General features: G+C 40.6%; 4 protein-coding genes and 2 tRNA genes. 2 read left to right on the top strand and 4 right to left on the bottom strand.

Annotated features, from left to right (window positions below; all coding sequences use genetic code 11):
- Position 1: 1 nt before the first annotated feature.
- Together QZ019_RS09075 and QZ019_RS09070 are read left to right on the top strand one after the other, a co-directional pair.
- Positions 2–86: transfer RNA gene (locus QZ019_RS09075), tRNA-Ser, on the top strand.
- Positions 87–131: 45 nt separating this feature from the next.
- Positions 132–222: transfer RNA gene (locus tag QZ019_RS09070), tRNA-Ser, on the top strand.
- A 158-nt stretch (positions 223–380) separates the two neighbouring features.
- On the opposite strand, the gene rpoD is transcribed toward QZ019_RS09070, so the two are convergent.
- From rpoD to QZ019_RS09050, 4 genes are all read right to left on the bottom strand, one after another.
- Complete coding sequence (rpoD, locus tag QZ019_RS09065; RefSeq protein ID WP_294568035.1) at positions 381–2,327, bottom strand: RNA polymerase sigma factor RpoD; 1,947 nt, start codon at positions 2,325–2,327, stop codon at positions 381–383.
- 155 nt (positions 2,328–2,482) lie between these two features.
- Positions 2,483–3,241 (bottom strand): YebC/PmpR family DNA-binding transcriptional regulator, encoded by a 759-nt coding sequence (locus QZ019_RS09060; protein ID WP_294568037.1) that lies wholly within the window; start codon positions 3,239–3,241, stop codon positions 2,483–2,485.
- 62 nt (positions 3,242–3,303) lie between these two features.
- Positions 3,304–5,067 (bottom strand): aspartate--tRNA ligase, encoded by a 1,764-nt coding sequence (gene aspS, locus QZ019_RS09055; protein ID WP_295484408.1) that lies wholly within the window; start codon positions 5,065–5,067, stop codon positions 3,304–3,306.
- 15 nt (positions 5,068–5,082) lie between these two features.
- Entirely contained in the window at positions 5,083–5,313 is a 231-nt protein-coding gene (locus tag QZ019_RS09050) for an FmdB family zinc ribbon protein (protein WP_009143567.1), read from the bottom strand.
- Between the last annotated feature and the right edge of the window lie 240 nt (positions 5,314–5,553).

The raw sequence follows: 5,553 nt of genomic DNA, 5'->3' as shown, positions 1-5,553 counted from the left end.
GATGTCCGAGTGGTTGAAGGAGCACGCCTGGAAAGCGTGTATAGGTGAATAGCCTATCGCGGGTTCGAATCCCGCTCTCACCGCCAGTCTTTATTTTCATATTTACTCCTTATATTGCAAATATTTTATTCGGAAAAGTGGCAGAGTGGTCGAATGCACCGCACTCGAAATGCGGCAACCCAATTTTTGGGTTCGGGGGTTCGAATCCCCCCTTTTCCGCCATTTTTTAGATATCCGCATTTAATAGTTTCTATCTAGAGACCTTCTTTCTTCATTCAAAGATATTTATCTTTACTTCTTCTTTACTTCTTCTTTACTTCTTCTTATAAAAATAAAGGCAGGAACAAAGCCTGCCTGAATTTCAAACAAAACCTCGTAAACTAATCGAGGAATCCTCTTAAGCCAGCAGAGCGGCAAGGATGTCTTAATTTACGTAAAGCCTTTGCTTCAATCTGACGAATACGCTCGCGTGTTACACCAAACTGACGGCCTACCTCTTCTAAAGTATGATCAGAAGGCATACCAATACCAAAACGCATTCTTAATACCTGAGCCTCACGCGGCGGCATTTCATCAAGGACATTATTAATTGCGTTCTTCAGGCTTTCTGATGTAGCAGCTTCGGCAGGAACAACAATTGAGCTATCCTCAATAAAATCTCCCAAATGCGAATCATCATCGTCACCTACAGGAGTTTCCAAAGATATAGGCTCTTTGGCGATTTTCATAACCTTGCGGATCTTGTCCTCCGGTAAGCCCATTTTCTCTGCCAGCTCTTCAGGAGTAGGCTCACGACCTTTCTCCTGCAGCATTTGACGTGAAATACGATTTAACTTGTTAATAGTTTCAATCATATGCACAGGAATACGAATCGTACGAGCCTGATCTGCAATAGAACGGGTAATTGCCTGACGGATCCACCATGTAGCATAAGTAGAGAACTTATATCCGCGACGATATTCAAATTTATCAACAGCTTTCATCAAACCGATATTGCCTTCTTGAATTAAATCAAGGAATTGCAAACCGCGGTTTGTGTATTTCTTAGCAATGGAAATAACTAAACGCAAATTAGCTTCAACCATTTCCTTTTTAGCTTTTTTGGCCATTGCATCGCCCATCATGACGCGACGAGATAAATCGCGTAAACGCGCAATAGAAATACCTGATTCAGTTTCTACTTCTTTTAAAGCCCCAACGCATTCTTCAATTACAGGACGATAATCCTTTAATTTTGCGACATAAGGTTTTTTACTCTTAAGAGCCTTATCAAACCATGCCATATCTGATTCTTGTTCGGAATCAGTATAAAGAGCTTTAAGCTCATCAAGCTTCATACCGCAAATGTTAACTGCAATCTCACGAATTCTATGATCTTGATTTTTAACGCGATCCATCATGTCATGCATCTTACGCAACAAAGAATCAAGAACTTGCGGAACCAATCTGAAAGTTGAAAACATTTCAGATAATTTCTGCAGTTCCTGCTTATATTTCTTTGCTGCAGCAGAACCTTTTTTCGCGTGAGCTGCTACTACTTTTTCGTATTGAATCCTAAGTTCGGTAAATTTCTGTTTTACAAGCTCAGGATCGGGACCTGAATCGGCCTGTGATGCTGAATCATCATCTTCATCATCCTCAGAATCCGGCTCTTCTTCAATTTTAGCTTTTTTACCTTTTTTGGCTTTAACCGTCTTTTCTTCTTTTGCTTCTTCTAACTGCTCTTCTGCAGATTCTTCTTCATCAATTAATTTTTCAATATCTTCTTCGGTTTCAACACTATCGTCAATATCAATATTGATCTCTTCTTTTGACGGCTCGGCAAAACCTACGACGATATCGCCTAATCTGATTTCAGAATCTGGAGCTAACGCCTCATCATAGCGACGGAAAAGTTCATCCATCGCAAGAGGATATTCAACAATGCACATCTGTACATCATTAGTACCGCGTTCAATGCGCTTTGAAATCTCAATTTCGTCTTTTCTGGTAAGAAGTGAAACATTCCCCATCTCTCGCATATACATGCGAACAGGATCTGTCGTTCTACCGATATCAACAGTACTATCAAGCTGATTTGCAACAGTTTCTACGTCTTCTTCTGCAGCCTGAGAGCTATCGCTTAATAAGATATCATCAGGATCCGGCGGAGTCTCACATACATTGATACCCATATCAATGAATGTTTGAATAAAAACAGAAAGTTGATCTCCGCTGATAATGTCCGGCGGAATTAAATCGTTAATTTCTTCAATAGTAAGATAGCCTTGCTCTTTGCCTCGAGCAATCAACTGCTTAAACTCGGTACTTGCTGAATTATTATCCATGCTTTGAGCTTTCCGCTATAAAAATCTAGTTCTTATTTGACACAAAGGCGGGAAAGAGAACATCTCTTCCCCGCACAACACGTTATATATAGGAAATGAATCTGAAAAAAGCAAATTTATTTCATATATTTTTTCAGATAATTTCCAAAAACGTTTTAATCAAGGTTTACGTCATCAGGAATTGAAGCGTTGTGATAAACCTCTTGAACATCATCAAGATCTTCAAGAGCGTCAATCATTCTCATAAATTTAACCGCGGTATCGGCATCCAAATCAGCTTCAGTTGACGGTGTCATTGTAACCTGAGCGTTATCCGGCTTAATGTTGTTGTCATTAAAGGCATCGACAACGGCAGGGAAAGCCTCTGGTGAGGTATAAACGTCAATTGAACCGTCTTCATTGGTCACAACGTCATCAGCACCAGCCTCAAGAGCAATATCCATTGCTTTTTCTTCATCTAAAGCCATATTGCCGCTTTCATCAGGAATAAAGCTTACAACGCCTTTTTTAGTGAAGAGATAGTTAACTGAGCCTGAAGAGCCTAAATTACCGCCAAACTTAGTAAAAGCATGACGAACTTCAGATGCTGTACGATTGCGATTGTCAGTCATGCATTCAACCATAACGGCAACACCGCCGACACCGTAACCTTCATAAACTATAGTCTCAAGATCGGTACCTTCGCCTCCGCCGACACCGCGTTCAATTGCACGCTTAATAGTATCGCGAGTCATATTCTGAGCTAATGCAGCGACAACTGCAGAACGCAAACGCGGATTGCTGCTTTCATCTCCACCGCCCATTCTTGCAGCAGTTGTAATTTCACGAATCAACTTAGTAAAAATCTTACCGCGCTTAGCATCCTGTGCTGCTTTACGGAAACGGATGTTAGCCCATTTTGAGTGTCCTGACATGTTTATTCTTCTCCTTTAAAGACAGAATCGTTAAATTCTGTTGGTTTAATTCTAACTAAGAGCTACTGCTCCATATCTGTAATCGCAATTGCAAGCTCTTTTAATGCATCAGGTGAAGCGACATTAGGAGCCTGTGTCATAAGACATGCTGCTGCAGTTGTCTTAGGGAATGCAATTACATCACGAATATTGTCGGTACCGGTTAACAGCATTGTTACACGATCAAGACCGAAAGCAAGTCCTGCATGAGGAGGTGCGCCAAAAGATAAAGCATCTAACAGGAAGCCGAATTTTTCTCTCGCTTCGCTATCAGTAATACCTAAAACCTTAAATACGGCTTGCTGCATATTCTCATCATAAATACGCACAGAGCCGCCGCCTGATTCATAACCGTTGATAACCAAATCATAAGCATCTGCATACACGGACATAGGATTTGCGATCAACTCTTCAGGAGTTACGCCTGACGGAGCAGTAAAAGGATGATGCATTGCAGTAAGTCCGGCCTCTTCAGTCATCTCAAACATCGGGAAGTCGATAACCCACAATGCTTTATAACCGTCAGCCACAAAACCTTTGTCTTTTGCAGTCTGCAAACGTAAAGCACCCATTACAGTTGAAATCTTATTGTGCTTACCAGCTCCGATGAAAACGATATCGCCTGATTTAGCCTGAGCCATTGTAACTAAAGACATCAATTCATCCGGGGTTACATGTTTTGCAATCGAAGAATGCAACCCTTCAGAACCTTTCTCAAGGTCATTGACTTTAATCCAAATTAATCCTGAGGCACCTAATTTTTTAACAAAATCAGTATATCCATCAATTTCTCGACGGGTCATTGCAGCTCCGCCAGGAACGGCAAAACCGACAACTCTTGAATCCGGATCGTTAGCAGGGACAGACAATACCTTAAATTCACTGTTGCGGACAGCATCACAAAGAGTATGAAGCTCATAAGAAATACGCAAATCAGGTTTATCTGATCCGAAACGCTCCATAGCCTCATCGTAGCGCATGACAGGAAGTTTACCCAAATCATATCCGGCTATTTCCTTAAATAAGCCGACCATCATTTCTTCCATAATGTCACGGACATCTTGAGAAGTCATAAACGATGTTTCAACATCAATCTGAGTAAATTCAGGCTGACGATCTGCACGCAAATCTTCGTCACGGAAGCACTTTACAATCTGATAATAACGATCATAGCCGGCAATCATCAATAACTGCTTAAAAAGCTGCGGAGATTGAGGTAAAGCATAAAACTTGCCATGATGAATACGAGAAGGAACTAAATAATCGCGTGCGCCTTCAGGAGTTGCCTTTGTAAGCATCGGAGTTTCAATATCAAGAAACCCGTGCTCATCAAGGAAATGACGTACATAACGAGTTATCGCTGCACGTACGGTCATCTTATGAACCATTTCCGGACGACGCAAATCAAGATAACGATAACGTAATCTCTGCTCTTCGGTATTATCCTGATTAAAATCAATCGGAAGAGGAGCTGCCTTATTAAAAATGGTCAAATCAGCAGCATAAACTTCAATCTCGCCGGTTGCCATCTTACTATTAACTTGATCAGCGGGGCGTGCCTTTACTGAACCGACAACCTTTATGCAATACTCGCCGCGCAAGGTTGAAGCTTTAGCGTGCAACTCTTGATTATCTGGTTCAAAAACAACCTGAACAATACCGCTTCTATCACGCAAATCAATAAAAATAAGACCGCCCAAATCACGGCGACGATTTACCCATCCGCACAAAGTCACCTGCTCACCGACATGAGCACTATTAACTTCAGCGCAATAAAGTGAACGCATTGACATAACAACCTCTTATCTCTTATGCGGGCAATTGTCACATGAACAATGAGAAGCTGATGGATTGTGATCTGCAGATCTGCCGAACCAACCACTTCCTTTTAATTCAAAACCGGACAACGATATAAGTCGCTCTAAAGATTCCTGTCCACAATGAGGACAAACAACCAAACGAGGATCTTTAATTCCTTGTTTTACAGTAATTCTCTCATTACAATTTTTACATTTATATTCATAAACTGGCATTTTAAGCCTTCCGCTTATCAAGTAAAAAATACTAAAAAACGATATATTATAGAAAATTTCGGATTAATTTGCTGTAATTTTTTACAATCAAACAGAGTTTAAGTCCTTTTTACAAAAACAACCTGCTTAAAAAACGTTAAGCAAGAGTTAATATCTTTTTGTAACAGCAAAATAAAAGGTAGCGTTTATCGGAAATTATGATTTTCAAATAAAAAGAGGAAAATGACAGCGGCACTTTTG

Source organism: uncultured Succinatimonas sp., assembly GCF_905203285.1.
GTDB lineage: Bacteria > Pseudomonadota > Gammaproteobacteria > Enterobacterales > Succinivibrionaceae > Succinatimonas.
Note: the sequence above shows the minus strand (reverse complement) of the source record. Positions and strands in the feature narration are given on the sequence as shown.